Consider the following 24,459-nt stretch of genomic DNA (forward strand, 5'->3'; position numbering starts at 1 on the left):
GATGTCTATTACAAACTGAGCATCATATATATAACTCGGCTCATCAGTTGTCACTATACTAAACGCTGTAAGTCAAAAAATTAAAGCTGTAGTAACTACAACTTATTCTGTATTAACTATAAAAAAAGCTGTAGTAACCAATACAGTTCGGTTAAAGGGTAAAGGGGAAAGGGGAAAGGTTTTGAATACATCCTTTCCCCTTTACCCGCAAACCCATTCCCCAGATCATAAGGAAAGTGAAAAATGCTTATCTGAACCGTATTGCTGTAGTAACTACAACTTGTTCTGTATTAACTATAAAAGAAGCTGTAGTAACTACAACTTGTTCTGTATTAACTATAGAAGAAGCTGTAGTTAGTAATGTTCCTAGTTCGATAAGCTATGCTTAAACTGTTGTGACAACAGCTTAAGCTATTCTTATATTTGCTCAAGCTGTAGTTACTAATGTTCCTAGTTTGATAAGTAACGCTTAAGCTGTTGTTGCTACGGATGAAGTTTTGCTTATAAAGATTCAAGTAGTCGTTAAGAGACAAGAAACTAATTTTCTCAGTCTTTATCTCTAGATTTTTAAGTGCCTGCTACTTAAATACTACTTAAAACGCTAGCCTTAAATAATCCAGCAACTCACACACTGCATCATGTTACCTAAACCCAAAAAACACTGGACACCCCTGCACTGGGCAAGTTGGAAACCCTTTGGCATCGGTGAACAGTACCCCAACAACTACTGGGAAGTATTTCGCGCAATTTGGTTATCTCGTAAGAAACTACCATACACGTGGAATATCCTAAATAAAGGTGTCTGCGATGGTTGCGCTCTCGGAACATCTGGGATGAAGGATTGGACATTAGATGGGATTCATCTCTGCAATGTTCGGTTGCGGTTGTTGCAGATGAATACGATGCCAGCTTTTGACCCTGTGCTACTTGCAGATGTCTCGCAGTTGCAAAAGCACAAAAGTGCCCAATTACGGGACTTGGGAAGACTTCCGTACCCGATGATTCGTCAACGAGGGGAAAAAGGTTTTCGCCGTGTGAGTTGGGATGAAGCTTTAGGCGTAATTAGCGATCGCATCCGTTCCACTACACCAGACCGCCTAAGTTTCTATGTTACCAGTCGCGGTACTGTCAACGAAACTTATTATACCACCCAAAAAGCTGTGCGGGCAATGGGAAGCAATAATATTGATAACGCTGCCCGCATTTGCCATTCTCCCAGTACAGCGGGACTGAAAGCTGCTATCGGTGCAGGGGCTACCACTTGTTCTTATAAAGACTGGATTGGAACTGATTTATTAGTCTTCATTGGCTCCAATGTTGCTAACAATCAGCCTGTTACCGTCAAATATCTCCATTACGCTAAAAAAGCTGGCACTAAAATTGTAGCCATTAACACTTACCGCGAACCAGGAATGGAGCGTTACTGGGTTCCCTCAATTGTAGAAAGTGCCGTTTTCGGTACAAAGTTTGCCGAAGACTTTTTCTTAATCAACATGGGCGGGGATATAGCATTTTTGAATGGCACTATTAAACATATAATTGCTAACAACTGGGTAGACCAGTCATTTATAAATTTATACACAGATGGCTTTGCTGAACTCAAAGCATCGTTAGAAAATCAATCTTGGGAAGAATTAGAGCGGCTTTCTGGAACATCCCGCGAGGAAATGTACGCCTTCGCCAAAATGGTCAAAGAAGCGAATAAAGCCGTATTTGTTTGGAGTATGGGCATTACCCAGCATGAATGCGGCGAAGATAATGTGCGAGGTATCATCAACTTAGCTCTTACCAAAGGTTTTGTCGGTCGGGAAGGCTGCGGTTTAATGCCAATTCGCGGTCACTCTGGGGTGCAGGGTGGTGCAGAGATGGGATGTTACGCGACAGTATTTCCTGGTGGTAAATCTATTACTCCCAAAAACGCTGCCGAATTGAGTCAACATTGGGGCTTTGATGTGCCAGCAAGTAAAGGTTTAATTGCTCCAGAAATGATTAACGCCGCACATCAGGGGGAAATAGAAGTGTTGGTTTCTGTGGGCGGTAATTTTTTAGAAGTACTGCCAGAACCAGATTATGTGGAAGCGGCGCTGAAGAAAATACCCCTGCGGGTACATATAGATATTGTTCTCTCCAGCCAGATGTTAGTGGAACCTGCTGATACTGTGGTGCTTTTACCTGCGACAACTCGCTATGAAATACCAGGGGGAGTCACAGAAACTAATACCGAACGCCGGGTAATTTTCAGTCCAGAAATTCCGGGGCCGCGCATTGGGGAAGCGCGTCCTGAGTGGGAAGTGTTTTTAGAATTGGCAAGGCGGGTAAAACCAGATTTGGCAGATAAGCTAGCTTTTGCTGACACAGCTGCTATCCGTCAAGAAATTGCTCAAGTCGTCCCCCAATATGCAGGTATTCAACACTTACAGCAAGCTGGCGACCAGTTTCAATATGGTGGCTCACATTTGTGCTTTGGTTGGAATTTCCCAACAGCCGATGGTAAGGCACACTTTGGCGTATTATTGCCACGACAAAGAGAATTACCAGAAGGCTATTTTTTATTAGCAACCCGCCGAGGCAAACAATTTAATAGTATGGTGCAAGAACGCAAGGATGCAATTACTGGGGCGATGCGCGAGGCGGTGCTAATGAATGCTGCTGATGCAACAAAGTTGGGTTTAAAAGATAGCGATCGCGTCATTCTTAAGAATGATTTAGGCGAGTTGTTATGTCAAGTCTATATTGCCCCAATTCAGTCAGGAAACTTGCAAGTACATTGGCCAGAAGGGAATGTGTTATTAGATAAAAGCAAGCGATCGCTCGAAGGTGTACCTGATTATAATGCGATCGTGCGGTTGGAAAAAATCTGAATCATAATCATCCCGCATAATTAGTTATGCTAACCACAGTCAATACACCCCACCCCCAGCCCCTCCCCGCAAGCGGGGAGGGGAGACAAAGCATAGCTTTGGCGGGGGTGGGGTTTTTCGGGTTTAATAAGTAGTCAAGCGGACTTGATATAATTTGCATCAAGACTACCGCAAAGATGAGTATCTCTGCGGTAGTTCTAAGTTAAAGACTATTCAAGTAGAGCAAAAGGAGCCAGGTCTAGCTTAATTTGCTAGTTTCAGTTATCCCCAATTTTAGAAAGCTCTTGAGAGTTCTTGGACTTACCTAACCGAATGTTTCCACTACACTCAACATGAAATTAATCCGTTGCTCAAACTCTAGTTTTTTGACCAATGCGACAAATTCATCCGTTTCACCAGGAAGTTGATAGTCCGAGGGCACTTGAATTATGGTTCCATCCTCCATCCCTTGCGCCAACAGAAACCAAACGTCTAATCTGGCATTGGGACTTAGACTATTATAGGTTTGGCTGATATCGTTAGCTGCACCATTAATAATGTCGCGTTGTGCTTGCAGTTGCTCTTCTTTAGACAAGTCCAGGAATTTGTCAAACACTGCTTTGGCAGGAGCTTCAACGCTTGGAGGAGGTGCTGGTTGTAGCTGCTCTTTAAGATCGATATAACCGAACCAAAGTAGGGCTAGCTGAGTATCTACATCAAAACGTTGAAAAGTTTCTAAAGCTGGTCTTGTTGCTTCATCAATTGTGTAAGTCATAAAAAACTCCAACTAAGTTAAAGGTATTGTGATTTCCTCAGTTACTTACTGAAGAAAATTTGCTTTCAGTACTTCATACAACTTAACGAACAAATGGATATGGATAACCCTACTTAGGGTAGGGATAGGATCACTACATAAGACAGATATAAATAACTTAAGTTGCTAGTTACAAAAATGCCTGTTTGGATGTATATGAAAGCTAAGTAACGTCCGTGACTCTAAGCGATCGCTTGAAGGGGTTCCTGATTATAATGCAATAATACCTGGGCCAGAAGGGTCAGCAATGATTATTATTTTGTGCGGTGGTGATAAAAGTACTCAGTAAAAATTTAAATTCACCAACTATCACAAATATGAGAATGCCAACTAAAAGTAAAACAAAAGCCACTGTTTGGGTAGTGGAAAAAGGTCAAGTACGGTCTCGTTTAGACCAACTCACCACCGAAGAACCTTTAGAAATTCGCCTTGTTCCTCTCCAGAAGACGGTAGCTGTAACAATGCGGACACCAGGAGCAGATTTTGAACTAGCTGCTGGTTTCCTCTACAGTGAAGGAGTCGTTAAGAGCAGAGAAGATATTCGACGTATCAGCTACTGCGTAGATGAATTGGTGGATGGTGAACAGCGCCATAATATCGTAAATGTGGAACTGCGGGATGGGTTGATTCCAAACTTACAGCCTTTGGAACGTCATTTCTACACAACTAGCGCCTGTGGGGTGTGTGGTAAAGCTAGCCTTGAGGCTTTGCGTCTGCGAGGATGTCCAGTGATTCCTTCTGGACCAACAGTAACACCTGAGATCATCTACAGCCTACCAGACAAACTCCGGGCTGCTCAAGGTATCTTCACTGCTACAGGGGGTTTACACGCTGCGGCTATCTTCGATACTCAAGGACAACTGTTAAATCTGTGGGAGGATGTTGGACGACACAATGCTTTGGATAAATTGATTGGTACAGCTTTGCTCAGTGACGAATTGCCTTTAAATAATTGTATTATTCTGGTGAGTGGACGCTCTAGTTTTGAGATTTTGCAAAAGTCTACAACTGCTGGAGTTCCTATTGTTTGTTCTGTTTCTGCTCCTAGTAGTTTAGCCGTGTCTGTCGCCAAGGAATTTGGGATTACCTTAATTGGATTCCTGCGCGGAGAACGGTTCAATATTTACACTGGTTTACAAAGAATAAATGCTGTTTAATAACACTTTTATTGTGGCATGGCGAGAACCAGAATTAAAGTCCTCCAATTTATCGGCGGATTTAGGGGGATCTAGAACGTTTTGCTCCCAACAAGAGGACTTTTCAAATATCCTCTAAGAGTGCAAAAATATATTTTTGCAAGAGACTCCATGAGCTGCGCTCACAAGGAACAATGAAAATAATCTGGGAATGATTTTGCGTTGTTTCAGCCTCTATTTTTAAGGCAGGTATAATAATCGCGATTTATTGCATCTTTAGCGATTTAGAATTTTCATCAAAAAACCTTAACCGAACCGTATTGGGTAATTCGGGTTTAATAAGCAATCAAAATGTCACAGCTTCTACACATAACCAAAGGTGGTTAATTCGTAGAAGCTGTAATTAAACTTGGCGTTTTTTGAAAGTGGAGATGAGATATTAGCTAATTTAGTCCATCAAATGCTGCTGTACTTTGGAAACTAGTTCATTTGTCCAGTAGTTGGTGAGTTCGGCATTGGCTGCTTCCACCATTACTCTAATGACTGGTTCTGTGCCAGAGGCGCGAACCAAAATTCTGCCGGAATCGCCCATTGCAGCTTCAGCAAGAGCGATCGCTTCTTGCACAGGTTGGCAATCTTGCCATCCCAAACGGCGATCGCGATCGACAACGCGCACGTTCCGCAACAATTGTGGATAGGTTTGGAAGCTTCGATCTACTAATTCGCTCAAGGGAACACCCGCCTCTCTCACCAAAGATGCTATGTGTAATGCGGTTAACAAGCCATCTCCAGTGACGGCATAGTGACGGCAAAGAATATGCCCTGATTGTTCGCCACCTAGCATTCCCCCAGTGCGCTGCATTTCGGCTTGCACGTATTGGTCGCCAACTGCGGTACGAATTAAGTTACCACCAATTTGCTGCCAAGCTTTCTCAAAGCCTAAGTTGGCCATGACTGTAGATACAATCAAGTTGTCTGGCAATTGTTGGTTTTGTTGTAAGTGTCGTCCCCACAGGTAGAGAATGTAATCACCGTTAACTTGCCTGCCTGTATTGTCTACTGCTAAGACGCGATCGGCATCGCCATCGAAGCCAAAGCCGATGTCGGCGTTGTGTTCTTGTACTGTTGCTGCAAGAATGTCTAGGTGCGTGGAACCGCAGTTAACATTAATGCGATCGCCATCTGCTTCGTTATGCAAGCAGATTACCTCCGCTCCCATTTGGGTAAATACTGATGGTGCTAACCCAACTGCGGCTCCCCACGCCAAGTCTAAAACAATCTTCATTCCCTGAAGATTTAGGGCACCATTCAAGGGTTTTTTCAACGCCGAGCTATAATCTTCCACTAACTCGAAACGTGAGTAATGCCGTCCGCAATTACTGACTCTAGCGATCGGTGATATCTTACCACGCAATCCCGCTTCAATTTCTGTCTGCAATATTTGCGGTAACTTCCCACCATTGGCACCAAAAACCTTAATCCCATTGTCTTCTGGAGGATTGTGGCTGGCAGAAATCATCACTCCGCCGATGGCATCACTGATACTGGTGAGATAGGCAACGCAAGGAGTGGGGCATAATCCCAAGTACCAAACCTCTAACCCCGCTGCTGTTAACCCTGCACTCAAAGCCATTGCTAACATATCGCTGGAGTTTCTAGAGTCCTGTCCGAGAATGACTGGCCCTACTTGATTAGCATGGTTACGTAAAACGATCCCCGTCCAAAAACCAACTTGCAATGCTAAAGGCGCATTCAGTAATTCTCCGACTCGTCCGCGAATCCCATCTGTGCCAAATAAGGGATTTGCTGGTAGTGGGATTAAATTCAGTCCAAAACTGCTCTCAATCCCTTTGCCCAATCCCTCTACTTCAGAAGTAGAACCCCCAGAAATGCCCGATGTCCGAGTTATAGATGAAACCATATTTTTAAACACTCCACACAATCACACTGAAAAATAAATAGCACTTAAGACTTTATTCAGCAATTTTGACATGCTTTTTCTCTTTAGAAATTCATTCTAGATCGAGCCATCTTTACGTAATAATACTGAATTTCTCTTTCTTAGATTGTAAATCTTTGATAAAGTCAGTATTGGTTTTTACGTTATTAGTAAAGTCTCCACATCTTAGCTAATTATTCCTTTTATGCCGACAACTTTCGTTTTGATTTTTATTGTTATTAGTTCACACTTTACAATGCTACAATCAAGTAACTATGTAACAAATATTACTTTCATTTTCAACAAGAAATTTTTCACCCAAGCTGAGAATGAAAGCAAGATTCAGCTAATAACAACAAAAAATCAAAATACTGAAATTTCAAATTCTGTTCTCTTAGCCTTGTTGCTGTGTAAAAAACGACAGAATCATTGCAGCTTAAAAAATTTTAATATAAATTCTCATCAAATAGTTTTAAGGTAACGTTTTAATGGCTTTATTTAGCCGTTAGTGAATCAAAACTCCGGCAGTTAACTTTTTAAAGTTGAGAAATTTAGCATGAGCAGCAATTTAGCAACCAAATTACGTGTAGGCACTAAGAAAGCCCACACAATGGCAGAAAATGTAGGTTTTGTCAAGTGCTTTTTAAAAGGAGTAGTGGAAAAGAACTCTTACCGGAAACTAGTTGCTAACTTCTACTTCGTCTACTCAGCGATGGAAGAGGAAATAGAAAAGCACCGCCAGCACCCAATAGTTTCTAAAATTAACTTTCCTCAGCTAAACCGCAAGCATAGCTTAGAGCAAGACCTGAGTTATTATTTTGGTGCAAACTGGAGAGAGCAAATCAAACTATCTCCCGCAGGTGAAGCTTATGTACAACGCATCCGAGAAATATCTGCTACAGAACCGGAATTGTTAATCGCCCATTCATACACTCGTTACATAGGTGACTTATCCGGGGGACAAATTCTCAAAAATATTGCTGTTACAGCGATGAATTTGTCTGATGGACAAGGAACAGCCTTTTATGAGTTTCCAGAAATTCCTGATGAGAAGGCATTCAAAACCAAATATCGGCAAACTTTGGATGAATTACCCCTTGACGAGGCGGCAACCGATCGCATCGTTGATGAAGCTAATGCCGCTTTTGGCACGAACATGAAGCTATTCCAGGAATTGGAAGGTAATTTGATCAAGTCGATCGGTGTGATGCTGTATAATAGTCTTACACGGCGTCGTACACGTGGTAGTACTGAACTCGTCACAGCTGAGTAATCGTGTTGAGATTGCGGAGTATGGTGTGCGGAGTCATAAATTCAGATAGCCTGACGAAGGATAATTCATAGGTGTTTCTGGCGAAAGAGCGATCGACGCTCAAAATATTTAGGGGCAATAGCCTTGTGACTGCTTTTGAGATGTGAAAGTAAGCATGGGGAGATTGCCCCTCAATTATGTTTAAGAAGCGATTAAGCTCTTGAGAGCCTCTTGAGCATCAGCGTTTTCTGGATCTATTTTTAATGCTTGCTGAAAAACTGCTGTGGCCTCTTGTTTTGAGCTATCACCTTCATCATAGGAAATCTCTCGGCCAAGTTTGATGTAAAGTTCAGCCATTTTGCGACGTGGAATCATATTTGCTAGCGGCTGATAAAAAGCCATGACAGCAGTAAAGCCTTTTTGCTTGTAAAGTGGCAAATTTATATTGGAGCAGGTGTCATAACTGCCTTCACCAGTTTTTACCACCTTTTGGCAAATTCCCAGAGCTTCATCTAGATTCTCCTGTTGAGCTAGTGCTTGACTCAAGTTACTGTAATAATAATCTGTAGGTTCTTTGGCAGCAGCTTGACGGTAAAGAGCGATCGCTTCTTCTGGTTTTTTTTGTTTCATCAAGATATCGGCCAGTTGTATATATGTTGAAGCTTCAGGTTTGATTTTAATTAGTTGGCGGTAAGCAGCGATCGCTTCATTGACGAAGCCACGCTCTAATGAAAGTGATGCCAAACGTTCATAATAGACTTCATTTGTAGAGTCATTTTTACTTGCTTGACGATAGATAGTAACGGCGTCTTTATATTCCAGTATTTCACCCAGATAGTAGTAAGCCAGATAACTCTTGGGATCAATTTTCAAGGCCTCACGGTGAGCAGCGATCGCCTCTTCTCGTTTGCCTAATTTACGCAAGATATCACCTAAATTATTGTAATTATCTGCATCCGGCTCAAGTTTAAGCGCTTGACGGTAAACTAAGAGTGCTTCCTGGGTGTTACCAATTTCCATCAGCTGTGAAGCTAAAATGTAGTAGTAATACTTGCTACTGTCAGCCTCAAGTTTGATAGCTTGACGAAAAGCGGCGATCGCTTCTGTGGTTCGTCCTTTTTTTGCGAGAAAATGACCTAAATTGACGTAAATATCGGCACTGGGATTTAATTGCAACGCTTGGCGATAAGCAGCGATTGTCTCTGCAATCTTGCCTTGGTTAGATAGGATATCTGCCAGCTTGGTGTAAGCGGAGCTATTTTTGGAATCGCGCTCAATCAAACTCCGCCAAATATTAGCGGCTTCTTCATAATTTTTCACTTCTTCGGCAGATGTTGCTTTTTGTTCCAACTCCTCTACCGTTTGTGCCACAGTGATTTGAGGAATTAAAGCCAAACCTAAACTCAACAATAACGGGAATATTTTCAGGTTTACCATAGACTTTCAGCTTAAAATAACTAAGTCAATCTTCAAACCAAGCTTAATCTCAGTATTTAAGTTTGTAACCCGTAAAACTTACCATACTGGGTAAATCAGGCAAAAATATGGCAACGAAAATTCCTGTCACAGTGATTACAGGCTTCTTAGGTAGTGGAAAAACCAGCCTAATTCGCCACCTGCTACAAAACAACCAAGGACGACGCATTGCCGTTTTAGTCAATGAATTTGGCGAACTCGGTATTGATGGTGAATTATTGGAATCTTGTCAAATTTGCCCCGAAGATGGTGAGGGTGACACTAATATCTTTGAATTAACCAACGGCTGCTTATGCTGCACCGTGCAGGAAGAGTTTTACCCGACGATGCAAGAGTTAATTAAGCGGCGAGATAGCATCGATTGCATTTTGATTGAAACCTCTGGTTTAGCTTTACCAAAACCACTGGTAAAGGCTTTTCGCTGGCAAGAAATTCGCAACGCCGCCACTGTGGATGCGGTGATTACCGTGGTAGATTGTGCGGCGGTTGCAGCCGGGACATTTGCTAGCGATCCAGATGCGATCGCAGCCCAGCGACAAGCAGATGATAATCTAGAACACGAAACACCTTTGCAAGAACTGTTTGAAGACCAACTTGCTTGTGCAGACTTGGTGGTGTTAAATAAAATTGACTTGGTAGATGCCGAGACAAAAGCCAGAGTTGAGGAATTAATTAAGCAAGAGTTGCCCAGAGTGGTGAAAATTGTCGAGAGCGATCGTTCTCAATTAGACGCATCTATATTACTAGGATTCCAAGCCGCAGTCGAAGACAATTTAGATTCTCGTCCTAGTCATCATGATACTGAAGAAGACCACAATCACGATGAAGAAATTACTTCAGCTAATTTAATTTTGGATCGTACCTTTGATCCAGAAAAATTACAACAGCAGTTGCAAACATTGGTACAACAACAAGAAATTTACCGGATTAAAGGCTTTGTCGCAGTGCCTAATAAATCCATGCGCTTAGTGATGCAAGGTGTGGGAACTCGATTTGATAAATTTTATGATCGCCCCTGGAAACCAGAAGAAACTAGGCAAACGCGGTTAGTTTTCATCGGGCGTGATTTGAATTCTTCAGAAATTGAATCACAGCTTGTAGCTTTATAAGTATACCCAGATCCCCTACTTATTTTAAAAGTCGGGGATATATCTGCTGAAGTCAATTCAAAACAAAAAACAATAATAACGACATTACAAATATATGACGATTTCTCAACTCTTTAACGTTGCCAATCTTTTCGTATTGCCATTTTGGACATTGATGATTTTATTGCCTAACTGGAAAGTTACACGGCAGATAATGTCATCATATTTACCCTTTGTGCTGTTAGCTGGGGCATATTTGTATTTGTTTATCAACAGCATTACGCCAGAAAATGCTCAAGCTTTATCGAATCCTCAATTAGCTGATATTGCACGATTTTTTGCAGATGAAACAGCTGCGGCAACAGGTTGGATTCATTTTTTAGTGATGGATTTATTTGTCGGTCGCTGGATTTATTGGGAAGGACAGAAAACAGGTGTTTGGACAATTCACTCTCTAGCTTTATCTTTGTTTGCTGGGCCTTTGGGGTTACTGTCTCACATCTTGACTGACTGGATTACTAAAACATTTTTCCCGAAGTTTCAGCAGAATGAAGGAGTGACGGCAGGAGAAAAAGCTGCGTCATAATCTTACACATAATAGGGTAGCACTGCAGTGCTACCCTATTATTTAGTAGTTACCTGATTTAAAAATCATTAACCGTTGTCGTGTCTATAGTCAGCATCTAACCAACAGCGTGGTAAAACTTCACCTGAAGGAAAAACGAGATTTTCTTTTTTAAAACTTTCAGGTTGCTGTTCTTCTTGACCTTCTTGGTCTTTTGCGTGAACAACATCATTATTCGGGTCAATTAATTCCTGAATTTCAACAATTTTCACCAATTCGCCACTATCTTTGACTTGTAAAAGCATAGAAATTGCCTCAATGAGTTTGCATGAAAGTTCAAAGCGAGTCTCAACATAAACTCGCTCAAATCTAAACTGATTTTGAACGCGGAGATTCCTTAATTGTTAAAGGAAATTTTTATCAGACCACACAGAAATTACACGAGATTCATCTATGTGTATCTGTAGAGTTAATATTTATAAAATTGATACTGCAAACATATTCCTCATTCACAAGAGAAACTCGAATCAGGAAATGCTGATTAACAAAATTGTCTAGCCAAGATAAGTTTGTTTTATCTATTAGAAATCGCGTTGATATTTTTCCAAAATATCAACTAATGTTACCTGGCATTGTAGGGGTAGTAAATCGATTAAAGGAACTTCACGTTTCCCGCCGCCAATTTTTACTGGAATCGCTCCCAATACTTGTAAAACTCGGTCTTCATTGACAGCGTTGGAAGTAATTAAGGGATACAGTTGCTCGGCAACAACTGTATGCAGTTTGGCATTAGATAAATAAAGATGCCATTTGGCAACATCTATGTAGACATTTTCGCCAATTTCAGCTGCTAGGGCTTCTAGTAGTTCTGTGGTGTTAGTCTTAGCCATAAAAATAACCCTACATTAAGAAAAAGTGCGAAATCTCAGGCTTTTTTATATTATGGCTCAATTAACAGGCTAATCCTACTACCAGAAGTTACAATCGCCCTAGCATGAGTAATCCATCTTCAGGTGGATTTTGGTGGAGTTTCGGTGTAGTTAGCGATCGCACTAATATAAATCAGATGTGCTAACACTATTCCCGTCCAACTTAACGTTACCAAAGGCAGCCACTCCCAAGTAGTGTCTTTCAAAATGTGGAAAAACCACAACCCGGAATTAATACAAGCAGCGATCGCCACATGGATAGCAAAATTCATCCGGTCATCGATCTTGCGGTAATCAGGGTCTTTGCGATCGGGTTTGCGAGGCCAACGAGGAGGCATAAATATTTGTTACAGATTTAAATACACCCTACTCATTCTAAGGTTTTTAGTGCAGTCGTTGCTATTAGACTTCTAGAAGCAGTCATAATTGAATTGGAAGTCAAGAGCCGCTGGGTTAAATCCGATGACAATCTTTGAGCAAATAGACCCCGATCTCCTCTATCCAGATAGCGACGGCAAACCAATGGCAGACAATACAGAGCAATATCGTTGGATTGTCCTGATTAAGGAGAATTTAGAGATTCTGTTTGCTAATAATGACAATGTTTTGATTGCAGGAGATTTGCTCTGGTATCCAGTCCGTTCTCGGCTGATTACACCGACTGCACCTGATGTGATGGTTGTCTTCGGTAGATCAAAGGGTAAACGTCGTTCCTATCGTCAGTGGCAAGAAGATAATATTCCACCACAAGTAGTCTTTGAGATTCTTTCTTATAGTAATGATACCAAGGAGATGGAGCGCAAGCTGGAATTTTACGATACTTATGGTGTTGAAGAATACTATTTATACGACCCTGAAAGTTTTCAACTAGATGGTTGGTTACGGCAAAACAACCATTTGAATAAGCTATGGCAAATGGATAGTTGGATCAGTCCCCGTTTGGGAATTAGATTTCAAACGGGGCTTGGAGAGTTAGTAATTTACCGTCCAGATGGACAGAGATTTTTGAATTCCCTGGAACTCAATCAACGGGCTGAACAGGCTGAGTTATTGGTAGAACAAGAACGCCAACGCGCTGAACAAGAACGTCAACGCGCTGAACAGTTAGCAGCATATTTGCGTAATCTCGGCATTGATCCTGACAATCTGCCGTGACTGGGGAGCAAAGGAGCAGAGGAGCAGAGGAGCAAAGGAGCAGAGGAGAAGTAGTAGTATAGATTTATTTCCTTGTGCCCAATGCCCAATGCCCAATAGCTAGCTTATTGCTCTACCGGTGAATAATCTCCTGATTTCCCGCCACTTTTACTTATTAAACGAATTGATTCAATTTGAATCGACTTTTCTAAAGCTTTTGCCATATCGTATAAAGTCAGCGCAGCGACAGAAACGGCAGTTAAGGCTTCCATCTCTACACCGGTTTCAGCTTTGGTTTTGACTGTGGCTTGAATTTGATAACCCGGTAGTTCCGGTTCGGGTATGATTTCGACTGCGATTTTTTGCAAAGGCAACGGATGACACAAAGGAATTAAACTGGCTGTTTGCTTGGCTGCCATAATTCCAGCCAATCTTGCAGTTGCCAACACATCCCCTTTTGGAACATTTCCGGCTTGAATGGCAGCGAAGGTGGCTGGCAGCATTCGTACCTTAGCAGCTGCTATTGCTTGGCGAATGGTAGGTGCTTTATCAGACACATCTACCATTTGTGCCTGTCCTTGGGGATCTAGATGAGTTAAGTTGGCAAAATTAGATAGAAAATTATCTTGCGCCATTTGGTTAGAACGTGTTAATATAGATTGTCGGTGAGGGCGTGTAGCTCAGTGGACTAGAGCACGTGGCTACGGACCACGGTGTCGGGGGTTCGAATCCCTCCTCGCCCGTTTTTAAGAAGTTAAGAGTTGAAAGTTAGGAGTGAGGAATTAAATTTCATCACTCCTAACTTTTAAGTTTTTCAAGGCGTAGGCATCTGGAGCTAGACCTAGTGCAAAGCGCAGTGAGTTGGATAGGTTTTTGCTTGAATGGGTGAGGAAGAGGATAAGTGCTAAAGAAGTAATTGCAGCACCGTAGCCAAACATATCGCGGTAGCCTACAAGTTCTGCGATAATGCCCAAAAGAGGAGCAGCGATCGCAACTCCCAAATCGAGTCCAGCTATGCAGATAGCAAAAATTTTCCCCCGTTCTTGCGGCAGGGAGCGATCTGCCATCATAGTAACCATCATCGAGAACAGTGTACCACCACCAGCACCTTCAGCGATCGCAGCCAGTAAGAAAACGATCGGGCTGTAAGCCTGCCACAGCAGTATTAACGCTAAAACGTAGCAGAAAATCCCAAAGGTAATAAACAAACCCCGCCCTAAGCGATCGCTTGCCTTACCAGCAAATATCCTGATACTAAAACTAGAAATTGCCGCAGCTGTAAAAAACAATCCGCCATTGAAGTCCACCTGAGTGGATTTGAGGAACAACGACACAAAGGTATGTACAGCACCAAGAGACAAACCAACTAGCAACATAACTATTGTTGGAACTCTCACCCGTGGACTGGCCAAAATTTGCCAAAAGTTGCGATCTTCTCCCTCTGTCTGCTCCTGCGTTTGCACTGGCGGATTCGTAACTTGTAAAATCCCTAAGAGGGCGACAAAACCCAATTCGGCGGATAACAAAAATAATATCCCGTAACCACTTGTAGCTTCTAAATACCCTCCCAAGGCAGGGCCAATTGCTAAACCAATGGGAGTTGCTAGGGTCATGTAACCAATGATTTCACCACGAGTTTGGGCGGGCGCTAAATCTGCGACTAAGGCACTGTAGCCAGTGGTAAAAGCAGCAATACTAATGCCATGAAAAATCCGCACCAAGATTAATAACCCAATAGATCGGGTTGCCAAGTAACCAAAGGGTGCGATCGCAGCTACGATCGTACCAATCACTAAGACAATTTTGCGATCGCGTTCATCGGCTAATCGTCCCAGCATTGGGCGAGATAGCAATAACCCAATGGCAAAACTGCCCATGACAAGGCCAATTTCTTGCTTGCTTGCGCCCACATCATCGATGTAAAGCGGTAGGGTTGGTAAAAGCGAAGACATACTCGACCAGAATAATAAACCTGCCGTAAATAAAATCAGCAGGTTACGCCGCAGTTCCGTATCAAAGGTATTAAATACTTTCAAGGTAGATGCAATTTAACTAGTTTTTTGTCCTTTGTCATTTGTCCTTTGTCATTTGTCTTTTGTCCTTGGTCTAGAGTCAACCAATATTTACTCTTAATTATTTGCTGATGACCAATAACTAATGACCAATAACTAATGACTAATGACTAATGACCAATGACTATTATTGTTACCTTACTTAACATTTTTTGCTACTACCTCTCGCACACGATAGATAGGTCGTCCTTGGGATTCATGGTATGTACGCATGAGCAATTCTGCCAAAAGACCGAAGCAAAACAACTGCACTCCAGTTAATAACAATAGAACTGCCAAAATCAGCAAAGGGCGGTTCCCAATCATCTGACCTAAAGCCAATTTGACGAAAGTCAAGTAAATCCCGATCGCAGTGCCCGAAAACATTGAAATCAAGCCCAATAGCCCAAAAACGTGCATCGGACGGGTGAGGAATTTTTTCATAAACAGAATGGTTAACAAATCCATCAATACCCGGAATGTCCGCCAAATTCCATATTTACTACGACCAAAGCGACGGGCATGATGACGTACAGGTATTTCAGTGATTCTAGCTCCTTCGATGTACGCCAAAGCAGGTAAAAATCGGTGTAATTCTCCGTAGAGGTTCATATCTGCCAAAAGTTCTGCACGATAGGCTTTCAGCGAACAACCATAGTCATGAATATTCACGCTAGTGGTGCGACGAATTAGCCAATTGGCAATTTTGGAAGGAAGTAATCGATTTACAGCCCCATCTTGGCGTTTTTGCCGCCAACCACTCACCAAATCGTAGCCTTCGTCCAGCTTTGCTAATAACATCGGGATATCAGCCGGATCGTTTTGGAGATCGGCATCTAAAGTAACGATCGCTTTACCGACTGCATAATAAAATCCAGCAGCCATCGCCGCAGTTTGTCCGTAGTTGCGACGCAAAATCACTGCTTTTAAATCAGTACGAACTTGCGCCTGTTCTTTGAGAAAATCCCCAGAACCATCTGTAGAACCATCATCCACACAAATGATTTCATAATTTACCTGACTAGAAGATAAAGTAGAGGCGATCGCTTCTAGTAAAAGTGGCAAACTCTCCACCTCGTCATGTATTGGTACTACCACCGAAACATCTGGGACAATTGCTGAAATCGCCCCATTTTCCCCCATTACCCCTTGATCGATCAACCCACTCCTCATAAGCCTCAGCATCCTCAGCGTCTCTGTGGTTCGTAACTCTTAAAAACTCTACCAGCACCTCGCAGCTGCTGATAGTACGACTGACTAACCGCATCTCCCTGTTCCGAGAGAATATCAATTCCGATCCCATTTCGTCCCTGTTCTTTTCCAGAACTATGGATATAATAACCATCCGCCAAATAAAGCCCGACATGGGTGGCTTTTTGCTTAGTTCCAAAAAATACGAGATCCCCGGCTGCTAATTCTGCAATCGTAATTGGTTGAGTGAATCCTTCTTGTTGATAGGCATCTCTAGGTAGCCAAATACCCACCGAACCAAAGGCCGCTTGCATCAACCCAGAACAGTCATAATTTGGCCCAACCGTACCACCCCAAAGGTAATAATTTGATTGTTGCATCGCTTTTTGGGTAAAGGCGATAATCTCTGCTAGGAGTTTTTTAATCTCCGATTCAGAAAATGTTGCAGCCTGATAAGGTACAGTAGCAGATTGTAATGAATCAAAATCTGAAAGAGATAGCCATCCTGGATAGTCATCTTCACATAAATACACCTCAACCGCCGAATTTTGATGATTTGATGTTACCCACAAATGTCTCCCAGATGCAGCTTGAGTTGCTAAACGCGTACATTCAGGAGAATCATATAAATTCAGGTCAGCTAAACACTGATACTCCCCTGATTTTGGATTTTGGACTTCGGCTTCGCTCAGTCGAACCATTTCGGATTTTAGATTAAAGGACATTATTAGAGAATGATTTTTTTTAATAAAGACGAACAACTCGAAAATCTTGGTAATGGCATTTTAGATGCAACTTGGGCAGCATTTCCGACCTTAGCACGTAACCAAATTGCCTTGACTTGGGTTGTTTACGATCCACCAGTGCGAGTAAATACTGGTGGGGCGCTGACTCCCAACGCTTTTTGGGATCACCCAGTTCGTGGCTTCACTTATCGCGGTGTTGAGCGGATTTATCCTGCTAGTATAGTCAAGCTATTTTACCTGGTGGCGGTAAACGAATGGCTAGAAAAAGGCATGAGTCAAACCTCCAAGGAGTTGGAGCGAGCTTTGCGGGATATGATTGTCGATTCTAGTAATGATGCTACCAGCTTGGTTGTGGATATTTTGAGTGGTACCACATCAGGGCCAGAATTACCAATTGGCCCCTTTGAAACCTGGAAATATCAGCGTAATATTGTTAACCGCTATTACCAATCTTTGGGTTGGGAAGAAATGGAGACAATCAACGTCTGTCAAAAAACTTGGGGTGATGGGCCTTATGGACGGGAGCGGGCGTTTGTGGGAGAGTTACTGGACAATCGCAATATGTTGACCACAAATGCGATCGCTAGGTTACTGCATAGTATTGTAGGTGGAGTGGCGGTTTCAAGTGTGCGATCGCAAGCCATGATGGCTTTACTCAAACGTCCACTCAAAGATTTGCCCACTGACACCGAGGAAAATCAAGTGACAGGTTTCTTAGGCGGTGGACTGCCTGAAAATGCTCAAATTTGGTCAAAGGCAGGTTGGACAAGTCAAGTTCGCCATGATGCTGCGTATATTGAGTTACCAGAACAGCGCCCTTATCTCTTAGTGGTATTTACTGAAGGCAAAGCCCAAGCTAAAAGTCGGGATATTTTGCCTTTTGTTTCTGGGCGAGTTGCCGAAGCGATCGCTAATCTATGATTTTCTCTACGACAAGCTACGCGTTGGTGTAGTGTATCGTTGCGTTAATAATACCTTCGCCAAAAAAAGAGTATTAAAAGATAGGGCTGATGTAGTAGAGTTATTGTCTCTTACAACGACAACTCAAAAGCTACTCTTCAGCCCATGTTCGACATCATATTACTGTTTCCTCTTTCCCAGTCAGAGTTTCGGACTGCATTCATTGAGCCAGAGACTCAATATCTGACTGGAGGCAGCAGACCGTAATAACCCGCATTTCTCACAAGCTTGAGGGCAGAGGGGAAAGAACTTGTAGAAGAACTTTCCTCTGCTCCCCTGCTCCCCTGCTCCTCTGCTCCTCTGCTCCCCTGCTCCCCTGCTCCCCTGCTCCTCTGCTCCCCTGCTCCCCTTGTCAAGACTAATTTAGAAACATTAGCTTAGACGTGTAATGGATTTAGTCTCCGCCAAATAGGTAATCTTAAGATTTTCTTTTGTTACTATTTGATCCCAAAGATCGCCCCAACCTTTTTCTAATGCGGTAACAACGGGTTGATTTACTATATCCAAATTATCGAGCAGAATCGTTTGGATAACGATAGGTGTGATCCAGATCAAGCCATAATAGGCGGGGATGTCTGTCATCACACCATATCCCTGTACAGAATAGATATACTCCATCATGCCCACAAGGGTAAGTAGTTGGTTGTCTTCCAAGAACTGATAAAAGGTTTTCTCCAGCAATGCCGTTGGTGGCTTCGGTGGCATCGGCTTTTGTGAACCCATGATCTTGTAATGAAGGATATTGTATCTAACGAGGTCAAAAGCAATTCTAATTTGTATCAACTTTGAATCATAATCTTGGGGATGACCTAATAAGGCTTTAGCCTTCAAAAGGATATATTCGGATTGTGTAACAATGGGAGCCACATCAAAAGAATCTGGAAATTCGCCTTTGGTGAGAATCCCTCTAAAATCCAGATCATTCTTAACGAAATCGATTTCTGAGTTGCCGACGAAAAATTCCTCCAGATCCTCAAGCATTTGATCGTAGGCAGGCGATAAATAACATGTGCCTAACTCACAGACTGTCTTCTCATTTGATCCGCTTGGATAAGGCCCGTCTTTAGTAATAGTATGGGTTTTTCCACAGTATCGGTCGGTTGATTCTAGAATTTCTATATTCGTGTATCCCAACCTCTTTAGCCTAACGGCAAACAACAGACCGCTAACACCAGCACCCAGAATTACAATAGGCGCGTCTAGATTAGTTGGCAAGGCTTTTTTTGCACTGTCCACAGAATTCAGCATCAATTCGGCGTAATCCCAGCAATGCAAGACCGATTCAAAACAAGTGAATCCATGCACATACAAGGTATTATTGTTTCCCTGCAAATTCAGAAGCTTCCAAGGCAAGCCCTCCTTTAAATCTTCATTAGAGAAGTGATCAAAGTAAGGTGTAGTGACGGTTTCCAGTATCTCATAGTTGGAAGAGAATGGCCACCAGTCGCTGTTCTGCAAGTCCTGTCTAAGTTTTATCTCAAACTCGCTGTTAGACCATGGGTTCTCCGTTTCGCCTATCAATTGATAAACAGTCACCAAGTTATGTGTCATTTCATTCGCACGCTCAGATCCAAATTGCTTGACTGATTCGTTACGATATGCATAGACAGTTCCGTTCATCTCCTGTAATAGTTTCGGGCCAAATATGACAGGATATGTTTTTGTCTGAGAAGGTGAATTATTGACCTCGACTTTGAGTAGCGATGTATGGAATGTGAAATTTTTCAACTTGTCAAAGATAGCGCGTTCTTCAGGCGTGTAATCACAAATTTCATACAAGTTCCTGGGTTCACAAGCTATGACAAGTAATTCACAGTTTTTTTGAATAATGGATTCGCTATTACCGTTGATTGTGTATTCGATGCGTATTGGGTTTAAAGGTGAGGACGAAGAAAGCGTTATATTGTTGCTGTTTGTTAACTGTACCATTGCTGTTTAAATGCTCTATATTAGCTGTGTGATTTAATGCCTGGTTTGAATATTACATGATCAAATCAAACTACACAAGCAAGCTAGGAATAAGAGAGCGGTTTTTTTCGGGGAAGATGGGGCAATACGGTTCGGATAAGTATTTTGAACTCATAATTCCCTTTGGGGAAAAGGTTAAGAAGAAGGGTGTGGGGTTGCAGGTTTGGGAAGACTGCATTGGTTGGGGTTCCAAACCCCAACCAATGCAATCGTCAAGAAAGTCAGGGCTAATTATTCCCTACACCCAACACCCCACACCCTATACCCCGCCCCAACGGGACTTAATTACTAGGTTTGGGTTAAAGGTTTTTTCTCCCCCTTTCCCTTTAACCTTTCCCCTTTAACCTCTGTGATAAAATAAACCCTCAAATGCCCGTTTTATCTACAGTTGATTGTCAAATATCAAATTTTGGCTGGCGAATGTGAGATTACCCTACTATTTCAATTTAAATTCATCAAACTTTAATACTTCCGAGTCAGGCTTGCGAGTATCAAAACGATAACTACTTATCGTACCTGTCTCCGTATCGAAGATACTGAAAACTGTAATATCATTACTCGCAATATAAGGCATCGGCTTTCCATCTTCACCCAGCAAGGGGGCGATTGTTGGCACTATCGGTTCTAATCCATTGGGATCGCCAAGCTTAACATAATCCTCTTGATATCCAATTGGTACTTCTCGCTTTCTATCACCCCAAGCAGCACCGTAACTATTACCCACATTAGATGTTTCTAGAAAGTGCATTCCACTGGAACTAACAAAGCGGTTCCACAAATGGGAATGCCCATAAAATACCAATTGCACATTAGCTGCTTCAAGTATTGGGACAACATCGCGGATAATATAATCTGCGTCTTTGGGATACTCGTAACGCACTGCTTTGATATTGTCGCCATCCCGTTCAATTATCTGTACTGGTTCTGTATAAGCAGGAACTATATTATCACCCAGAGTGTGGGGTGGATGATGAAACATTACAACTTTGTATTTTGCTTGTTGAAACTCAGGGCTGTTAAGTTCTGACTCTAGCCAATTATATTGCTTGCTGCCTTTAGCAATTGGCTGATAAATCACTTGTCCATAACCCCAATTTTCAGGATTATTTAAATCCTTTTCAGCTTCCTGATATCTACCTCTACGTTTTCTATCTAAGTTGGGAGTCCGCCACATATTTGTAGCGTACAGTACCACTAAACGCGTATCACCGAAACTGACTGCATAATACCTTTTTCCACCCTCTTTACTTTTTGGTAAAGAGAAAATCTCTTCATAGGTATTAGTATTAAAAGAATTATCGATTAAAGATTTATCTCGGTAGATTTTTTGAGCAACGGCACGGGGAATTGTATCATCAAATTCATCATTTAAACTTCCCGTTCTGGCAAAACGCCCCATCACCTCATGATTACCAATACAAGTAAACATGGGTGCGTGTTGAATTATTTGTCCACCAGTGTAGGTTGTCTTAACATCGTTGTGCGTCATTTCATATTTAGCACGACCTTGTAAACCGGGAAACAAGGCACCACCACCATTATCATCAAACCATTCTGAGGCGCGATCGCTAACATTGACCAAATCACCAGCAAACCACACGCCATCAACTCGTCCAACTGTTTCTACCACCTTTTGCAGATTTGCCGCTGTCATCGGCTTTAATTGATGATCTGAGGTAAGTAGAATTTTTAGTGGTGTATCTGATTTGGGAGTAGCTGTAAGGCTGAAAACATCACTGTCAACACTTTTGCCGTCTTCTTGCACACTCGTGACACGATAGTTAACCCGCACACCAGGAGTTAACCCAGTTACCTCAGCCTCATGTCGCCAAATGTCCCGCTGGACGGGTTTTTGATAAACTTGTCCGTCTTGGGTTTGGTTTGCAACTCTTGATTGTTGGTCTTCACGTGTGCGACTGAGTTTGGTAGTACTTGCCCTAGCAGTTTGTTGGAGATTTTCGCCGTAGGTTACTGTGTGATTAACACCAGCAAATTCAGTAAACCAAACTACTTGTACTGAAGTTGCAGTTGGCAATTGCAAAAATGGGTCGGTGAGTAGTTGGGGTGCTGATGTCATAATTGTTTGCCCAAATGAACGCACACTTATCAAAGTAAAGCATATAACAAGCACAAGCATAGCTACTGAGGAAATTTTTCGGCGGCTTTTGCGTCTGAGCATGAGTAACACACCAAATTTTAGGGTATTCACCGACTGAAGGCATTTTATTATAAGAAATGTGCCGAAAACCCTTGAGAAATAGCGACTTATACCAATTCAAAAAATGTTTATTTTTTGAATTGGTATAAGTTAACAAAAATTAGAATGCATAAATGCTCAAATTTGAAAAACTTTGCCAAAGTAGAAATAAGGGTTTTGACATTTACCTACGTGCAATTAAATGACTCAAATATTTGAAAGTGTGACGAAAACAGACAATTATATCCGTGTTGCTCAACTTGCAGAAGTTCAGGCAGCAGGCAGTTTGTTAGTCCACAAGGAAAAACATACGATTGCTTTGTTTTACTCAAATAATACAGTTTACGCAATTGATAACCGTTGTCCTCACATGGGCTTTCCCTTACAAGGAAGCACTTGCAAAGATGGTATTGTTACCTGTCCTTGGCATTATGCCCGCTTTGACCTTGCTAGTGGTGGAACCTTTGATTCGTGGGCAGATGATGTTCCTTGTTTCCCGGTAGAAATCCGTGATGGCGAAGTTTGGGTAAATTTAGCACCACCAGTTAACCCTCATGCTCACCACCGCCAACGTCTGCAAGACGGTTTAGAGCAGAATATTTCTTTAGTGATTGCAAAATCAACGCTTGCACTGTTAGATATGGGAGTGAACCCGACAGAACCATTTCTCATGGGGCTAGAATTTGGCACTCGTTATAACAAAGCGGGTTGGAGTACAGGTTTGACTATCCACACCTGTATGATGAATTTATTACCTTATCTTGATGTAGAAGACAAACCTCGTGCTTTATTCCACGGACTGTCGGCAGTAGCTAATGATAGCGCGGGTGCGCCACCAGAGTTTGTCGTTCACCCATTACCCAACTCGAAAGTAGATTTTGCGACTCTCAAAAGCTGGTTTCGCCAATTTATTCAGGTGCGGGATGCGGAAGCGGCACAAAGATGTTTAGTATCTGCTGTTCGTTCCGGAGCTAATTCAAAGCAAATAGCAGATATGCTGTTCTGTGCTGCTACTGATCGGCGCTATCTTGATATTGGGCATACACTTGATTTTATCAATAAAGCATTAGAAGCACTTGATACTATAGCTTGGCAAGCAGCAGAATCAATTCTGGCTAGCCTAGTTTCGGGTTTAGCCAATGCCTCTCGGATGGAAGAATCCAACTCTTGGCGCTACCCTGTAGATTTGGTGGCAATATTAGAGTCGGCTTTTGAGCAATTACCGACTGTATTAAGTGTGGGAAAATCTCGACAGGGAAGTTGGTCACAACCAGATGAACTAATACCAATTTTATTAGGTGAAGACCCACAAGCGATCGCAGACTCGCTATTGAATGCACTGAAAGCAGGTTGTACTGAAGAACAATTAGCTGGCGTAGTAACTTATACAGCAGCATTACGAGTAGCTCGTTTCCACACTAATAATGACTTTGGAGATTGGAATTCAGCCCACCATCCATTTACGTTTGCAAATGCCGTACATCAAGCTTTACGAAGAGTACCAACAGTCGAACTACTAAGAGGTGTGTTTGATGCGGCGATGAGTGTATATTTAAATCGTTTTTTAAATGTCCCACCAGCACGCCTGCCAGAACCCAAAGAAATCGGGGAAAATCCCGAACAATTACTCCAGCAGCTACCAGACTTATTAAACCGTCAGCAGCAAGTAAACCAGACAGGGCAATTAGTTGCTAATTATTTATACAGTGGTGGTAGTGCTGAAAGACTGATGGCAAAACTGGGGAAATTGATGCTGCGAGAAAACCGTGATTTTCATGTCATTCAAGAAATAGAAGCAGCTTTTCGTCAATATTCTTACCTCAGCCAAACTTCGGCTGGAATTCATATACTAGTGGCTGCATCTCGGTATTTAGCCGCTCATTCTCCGACAATGCGCTCTCAAGGACAAACTTATCAAATTGCGGAACGTTTACATCAAGGCGCTCGCTTATTTGAAGAATCGTGATTTCTTAGTAACAGATAACCAGGCTAGTATGCCGGCTCATTTAGAAGCACATTGGACAGCAGGTGGACATATTTGGGGCTTTTTGTCTCTAAAATCAATCATTCTGCTGTTGTTTAATTCTGTCATTCCTTCATAGTCTGCCTCAAGTGGTAGTTTAATGAATACTAATTAACCGGACTTGATATCATACCATTTACTGAGAATGAT

General features: G+C 42.2%; 20 protein-coding genes and 1 tRNA gene. 9 read left to right on the forward strand and 12 right to left on the reverse strand.

The genetic code is table 11. The features are described 5' to 3' along the window. The first annotated feature begins 638 nt into the window (after window positions 1-638). Window positions 639-2,861: an FdhF/YdeP family oxidoreductase gene (locus RMY27_RS22960; RefSeq protein ID WP_322667112.1), complete on the forward strand. Its 2,223-nt coding sequence runs from the start codon at window positions 639-641 to the stop codon at window positions 2,859-2,861. A 304-nt stretch (window positions 2,862-3,165) separates the two neighbouring features. On the opposite strand, the gene RMY27_RS22965 is transcribed toward RMY27_RS22960, so the two are convergent. Then, window positions 3,166-3,615 carry an orange carotenoid protein N-terminal domain-containing protein gene (locus RMY27_RS22965; protein ID WP_322667114.1) on the reverse strand — a complete coding sequence of 150 codons (450 nt, stop codon included), beginning with the start codon at window positions 3,613-3,615 and terminating at the stop codon, window positions 3,166-3,168. Window positions 3,616-3,971: 356 nt separating this feature from the next. Between RMY27_RS22965 and fdhD the strand changes: the two genes are divergently transcribed. Beyond that, window positions 3,972-4,811 carry a formate dehydrogenase accessory sulfurtransferase FdhD gene (gene fdhD / locus RMY27_RS22970; RefSeq protein ID WP_322667116.1) on the forward strand — a complete coding sequence of 280 codons (840 nt, stop codon included), beginning with the start codon at window positions 3,972-3,974 and terminating at the stop codon, window positions 4,809-4,811. Between the two features lie 427 nt (window positions 4,812-5,238). Here fdhD and glmM read toward each other — a convergent pair whose 3' ends face one another. Next, the gene (gene glmM / locus RMY27_RS22975) at window positions 5,239-6,711 is read right to left on the reverse strand and encodes a phosphoglucosamine mutase (RefSeq protein ID WP_322667118.1); all 1,473 of its coding nucleotides are present in this window, start codon (window positions 6,709-6,711) and stop codon (window positions 5,239-5,241) included. 574 nt (window positions 6,712-7,285) lie between these two features. Here glmM and RMY27_RS22980 point away from each other — a divergent pair. Continuing rightward, a complete protein-coding gene (locus tag RMY27_RS22980) occupies window positions 7,286-8,002 on the forward strand; it encodes a heme oxygenase (biliverdin-producing) (RefSeq protein ID WP_322667120.1) in 717 nt (238 codons plus the stop codon). A 180-nt stretch (window positions 8,003-8,182) separates the two neighbouring features. On the opposite strand, the gene RMY27_RS22985 is transcribed toward RMY27_RS22980, so the two are convergent. Continuing rightward, complete coding sequence (locus tag RMY27_RS22985; RefSeq protein WP_322667122.1) at window positions 8,183-9,418, reverse strand: tetratricopeptide repeat protein; 1,236 nt, start codon at window positions 9,416-9,418, stop codon at window positions 8,183-8,185. A gap of 107 nt (window positions 9,419-9,525) precedes the next feature. Between RMY27_RS22985 and cobW the strand changes: the two genes are divergently transcribed. Together cobW and RMY27_RS22995 are read left to right on the forward strand one after the other, a co-directional pair. Further along, window positions 9,526-10,566, forward strand: a complete 1,041-nt coding sequence (gene cobW, locus RMY27_RS22990; protein ID WP_322667124.1) for a cobalamin biosynthesis protein CobW — start codon at window positions 9,526-9,528, stop codon at window positions 10,564-10,566. A 94-nt stretch (window positions 10,567-10,660) separates the two neighbouring features. Then, on the forward strand, window positions 10,661-11,131 hold the full coding sequence (locus tag RMY27_RS22995) for an ABA4-like family protein (RefSeq protein ID WP_322667126.1): 471 nt from the start codon (window positions 10,661-10,663) through the stop codon (window positions 11,129-11,131). Window positions 11,132-11,199: 68 nt separating this feature from the next. On the opposite strand, the gene RMY27_RS23000 is transcribed toward RMY27_RS22995, so the two are convergent. From RMY27_RS23000 to RMY27_RS23010, 3 genes are all read right to left on the reverse strand, one after another. Further along, window positions 11,200-11,415 carry an acetyltransferase gene (locus tag RMY27_RS23000; RefSeq protein ID WP_109011492.1) on the reverse strand — a complete coding sequence of 72 codons (216 nt, stop codon included), beginning with the start codon at window positions 11,413-11,415 and terminating at the stop codon, window positions 11,200-11,202. 276 nt (window positions 11,416-11,691) lie between these two features. Beyond that, window positions 11,692-12,000, reverse strand: coding sequence for a DUF3181 family protein (locus RMY27_RS23005; protein WP_322667128.1), 309 nt, complete (start codon window positions 11,998-12,000; stop codon window positions 11,692-11,694). Window positions 12,001-12,119: 119 nt separating this feature from the next. Beyond that, window positions 12,120-12,377: a hypothetical protein gene (locus RMY27_RS23010; protein ID WP_322667130.1), complete on the reverse strand. Its 258-nt coding sequence runs from the start codon at window positions 12,375-12,377 to the stop codon at window positions 12,120-12,122. Window positions 12,378-12,501: 124 nt separating this feature from the next. Between RMY27_RS23010 and RMY27_RS23015 the strand changes: the two genes are divergently transcribed. Beyond that, window positions 12,502-13,194, forward strand: a complete 693-nt coding sequence (locus RMY27_RS23015; protein WP_322667132.1) for a Uma2 family endonuclease — start codon at window positions 12,502-12,504, stop codon at window positions 13,192-13,194. Window positions 13,195-13,298: 104 nt separating this feature from the next. Here the strand turns inward: RMY27_RS23015 and moaC are convergent, their stop codons facing one another. Continuing rightward, window positions 13,299-13,808, reverse strand: coding sequence for a cyclic pyranopterin monophosphate synthase MoaC (gene moaC, locus RMY27_RS23020; RefSeq protein ID WP_322667133.1), 510 nt, complete (start codon window positions 13,806-13,808; stop codon window positions 13,299-13,301). Between the two features lie 34 nt (window positions 13,809-13,842). Between moaC and RMY27_RS23025 the strand changes: the two genes are divergently transcribed. Beyond that, window positions 13,843-13,916, forward strand: a tRNA-Arg gene (locus tag RMY27_RS23025). Between the two features lie 39 nt (window positions 13,917-13,955). Here RMY27_RS23025 and RMY27_RS23030 read toward each other — a convergent pair. From RMY27_RS23030 to RMY27_RS23040, 3 genes are all read right to left on the reverse strand, one after another. Continuing rightward, entirely contained in the window at window positions 13,956-15,209 is a 1,254-nt protein-coding gene (locus RMY27_RS23030) for an MFS transporter (RefSeq protein ID WP_322667136.1), read from the reverse strand. A gap of 174 nt (window positions 15,210-15,383) precedes the next feature. Then, window positions 15,384-16,397: a glycosyltransferase family 2 protein gene (locus RMY27_RS23035; protein ID WP_322667138.1), complete on the reverse strand. Its 1,014-nt coding sequence runs from the start codon at window positions 16,395-16,397 to the stop codon at window positions 15,384-15,386. 14 nt (window positions 16,398-16,411) lie between these two features. After that, the gene (locus tag RMY27_RS23040) at window positions 16,412-17,140 is read right to left on the reverse strand and encodes a C40 family peptidase (RefSeq protein ID WP_322667140.1); all 729 of its coding nucleotides are present in this window, start codon (window positions 17,138-17,140) and stop codon (window positions 16,412-16,414) included. A gap of 9 nt (window positions 17,141-17,149) precedes the next feature. Here RMY27_RS23040 and RMY27_RS23045 point away from each other — a divergent pair, with 9 nt between their 5' ends. Then, window positions 17,150-18,082 carry a serine hydrolase gene (locus RMY27_RS23045; protein WP_322667142.1) on the forward strand — a complete coding sequence of 311 codons (933 nt, stop codon included), beginning with the start codon at window positions 17,150-17,152 and terminating at the stop codon, window positions 18,080-18,082. A gap of 411 nt (window positions 18,083-18,493) precedes the next feature. Here RMY27_RS23045 and RMY27_RS23050 read toward each other — a convergent pair whose 3' ends face one another. After that, window positions 18,494-20,050 carry an FAD/NAD(P)-binding protein gene (locus RMY27_RS23050; RefSeq protein ID WP_322667144.1) on the reverse strand — a complete coding sequence of 519 codons (1,557 nt, stop codon included), beginning with the start codon at window positions 20,048-20,050 and terminating at the stop codon, window positions 18,494-18,496. 475 nt (window positions 20,051-20,525) lie between these two features. Further along, a complete protein-coding gene (locus tag RMY27_RS23055) occupies window positions 20,526-22,166 on the reverse strand; it encodes a metallophosphoesterase family protein (RefSeq protein WP_322667146.1) in 1,641 nt (546 codons plus the stop codon). A 322-nt stretch (window positions 22,167-22,488) separates the two neighbouring features. On the opposite strand from RMY27_RS23055, the gene RMY27_RS23060 reads away from it, so the two are divergent. Next, complete coding sequence (locus tag RMY27_RS23060) at window positions 22,489-24,252, forward strand: Rieske (2Fe-2S) protein (protein WP_322667148.1); 1,764 nt, start codon at window positions 22,489-22,491, stop codon at window positions 24,250-24,252. The last annotated feature ends 207 nt before the right edge of the window (window positions 24,253-24,459 follow it).

Origin of the sequence: Nostoc sp. DedQUE09, from assembly GCF_034530915.1 — a bacterium.
In the GTDB taxonomy this organism is placed as follows: domain Bacteria; phylum Cyanobacteriota; class Cyanobacteriia; order Cyanobacteriales; family Nostocaceae; genus Nostoc.

Bases quoted from the DNA above. Each gene is read 5' to 3' on its own strand.
- RMY27_RS22960 (WP_322667112.1), top strand. From the start codon at position 639: ATGTTACCTAAACCCAAAAAACACTGGACACCCCTGCACTGGGCAAGT.
- RMY27_RS22965 (WP_322667114.1), bottom strand. From the start codon at position 3,615: ATGACTTACACAATTGATGAAGCAACAAGACCAGCTTTAGAAACTTTT.
- fdhD (WP_322667116.1), top strand. From the start codon at position 3,972: ATGAGAATGCCAACTAAAAGTAAAACAAAAGCCACTGTTTGGGTAGTG.
- glmM (WP_322667118.1), bottom strand. From the start codon at position 6,711: ATGGTTTCATCTATAACTCGGACATCGGGCATTTCTGGGGGTTCTACT.
- RMY27_RS22980 (WP_322667120.1), top strand. From the start codon at position 7,286: ATGAGCAGCAATTTAGCAACCAAATTACGTGTAGGCACTAAGAAAGCC.
- RMY27_RS22985 (WP_322667122.1), bottom strand. From the start codon at position 9,418: ATGGTAAACCTGAAAATATTCCCGTTATTGTTGAGTTTAGGTTTGGCT.
- cobW (WP_322667124.1), top strand. From the start codon at position 9,526: ATGGCAACGAAAATTCCTGTCACAGTGATTACAGGCTTCTTAGGTAGT.
- RMY27_RS22995 (WP_322667126.1), top strand. From the start codon at position 10,661: ATGACGATTTCTCAACTCTTTAACGTTGCCAATCTTTTCGTATTGCCA.
- RMY27_RS23000 (WP_109011492.1), bottom strand. From the start codon at position 11,415: ATGCTTTTACAAGTCAAAGATAGTGGCGAATTGGTGAAAATTGTTGAA.
- RMY27_RS23005 (WP_322667128.1), bottom strand. From the start codon at position 12,000: ATGGCTAAGACTAACACCACAGAACTACTAGAAGCCCTAGCAGCTGAA.
- RMY27_RS23010 (WP_322667130.1), bottom strand. From the start codon at position 12,377: ATGCCTCCTCGTTGGCCTCGCAAACCCGATCGCAAAGACCCTGATTAC.
- RMY27_RS23015 (WP_322667132.1), top strand. From the start codon at position 12,502: ATGACAATCTTTGAGCAAATAGACCCCGATCTCCTCTATCCAGATAGC.
- moaC (WP_322667133.1), bottom strand. From the start codon at position 13,808: ATGGCGCAAGATAATTTTCTATCTAATTTTGCCAACTTAACTCATCTA.
- RMY27_RS23035 (WP_322667138.1), bottom strand. From the start codon at position 16,397: ATGAGGAGTGGGTTGATCGATCAAGGGGTAATGGGGGAAAATGGGGCG.
- RMY27_RS23040 (WP_322667140.1), bottom strand. From the start codon at position 17,140: ATGTCCTTTAATCTAAAATCCGAAATGGTTCGACTGAGCGAAGCCGAA.
- RMY27_RS23045 (WP_322667142.1), top strand. From the start codon at position 17,150: ATGATTTTTTTTAATAAAGACGAACAACTCGAAAATCTTGGTAATGGC.
- RMY27_RS23050 (WP_322667144.1), bottom strand. From the start codon at position 20,050: ATGGTACAGTTAACAAACAGCAACAATATAACGCTTTCTTCGTCCTCA.
- RMY27_RS23055 (WP_322667146.1), bottom strand. From the start codon at position 22,166: ATGACATCAGCACCCCAACTACTCACCGACCCATTTTTGCAATTGCCA.
- RMY27_RS23060 (WP_322667148.1), top strand. From the start codon at position 22,489: ATGACTCAAATATTTGAAAGTGTGACGAAAACAGACAATTATATCCGT.